Annotated in this window: 2 protein-coding genes and 1 pseudogene; all 3 read right to left on the bottom strand. The window is 61.6% G+C overall.

Annotation, left to right across the window (positions count from 1 at the left end; all coding sequences use genetic code 11):
• Positions 1–425 (bottom strand): annotated as a pseudogene (locus tag B2W52_RS11730) (NADH-quinone oxidoreductase subunit L); the annotation flags it as partial.
• A complete protein-coding gene (gene nuoK, locus B2W52_RS11725) occupies positions 422–733 on the bottom strand; it encodes an NADH-quinone oxidoreductase subunit NuoK (RefSeq protein WP_286803190.1) in 312 nt (103 codons plus the stop codon). The pseudogene B2W52_RS11730 and the gene nuoK, both read right to left, overlap by 4 nt.
• Positions 730–1,067: NADH-quinone oxidoreductase subunit J (locus B2W52_RS11720; RefSeq protein WP_349677063.1), on the bottom strand; the 338-nt coding region annotated here is incomplete at its 5' end. The genes nuoK and B2W52_RS11720, both read right to left, overlap by 4 nt.

Here is a 1,067-nt window from a genome sequence, read left to right as displayed (position 1 = left end):
ATCAGCAGGTAACTGCACAAACCGATCAGCTCCCAGGCCGCCAGCAGCAGAATCCAGTCGCCAGCCAGCACCAATGCCTGCATGGCGGCCAGGAACAGGGACATCACGGCATAAAAGCGCGCCTGACCGGACTCCCGCTTCATATAACCAACGGCGTAAATCAGCACAAATGTGCCCACCGTAGCCACCGCCACGGCCAACAGCGAGGTCATCGGTCCGGCGACCAGCCGCAGAGGCATGTCCGGCAGACCGGGCAGAAGCAGAGTTTCGGCCTGACCACCTGCCACCCGGGCCAGAAGCCAGAGACTTCCCGCCAGGCTGAGCGTTGCGCCAGCCAGGGCCAGCGCGGCTCCACCACGGCGGAGTATCAACACGGCCAGGGCGGCGATCAGCGGCGGCAGTATCGGCAGGAGCACTGCATTCATCCTTTGAGGTCCTTTGCTTCTTCCATCTCGACCGAGCCCTTGGCCCGGAAGCGGGCAATGGCGACGCCAAATCCGACCGCCATCTCCAGTGCCATGACCGTCATCACCACCAGCACGAACATCTGGCCGGAATAGGCCTCGGGGTGCAGAAAGCGCCAGAAAGCGACGAGATTCACCATGGCGCCCGCCAGCATCAGCTCCACGCCCATCATGATCATCACCAGATTGGTCTGTGACAGCGCGCCATAGATACCGATACCGAACAGGATGGCGCCGGTCAGAAGCGCTACTATCAGAACTACGGTCATTCCGAGGCCTCCTTGTCGTCTTTACCCGCCAGGTTTTTCACAGGTATTGCCACCGCCGTGGCGGCAATCATCGCGGTCAGGATGGTGATGCCGGCAGTTTGGAAGATCATCATCGAGCGCCCAAGCAGCTCCATCCCCAGCTCCCGCGTCTGCGCTTCCGCGTCCGCCACCTGCTCGGCTGCGGGACCCCAGTCGGACAACAGCGCAACGGCGATAGCGACAACGGCCGCACTCACCCCGGCACCGATCGAAAAACGCTTTTGATGGCTCATGTCCATACCGCCAAGGCCACCGGGATCCATCATGAACATAACCATGAAGATGGCCATGATGC

This window comes from Marinobacter sp. UBA2498 (genome assembly GCF_002341575.1).
Lineage (GTDB): Bacteria > Pseudomonadota > Gammaproteobacteria > Pseudomonadales > Oleiphilaceae > Marinobacter > Marinobacter manganoxydans.
Note: the sequence above shows the minus strand (reverse complement) of the source record. Positions and strands in the feature narration are given on the sequence as shown.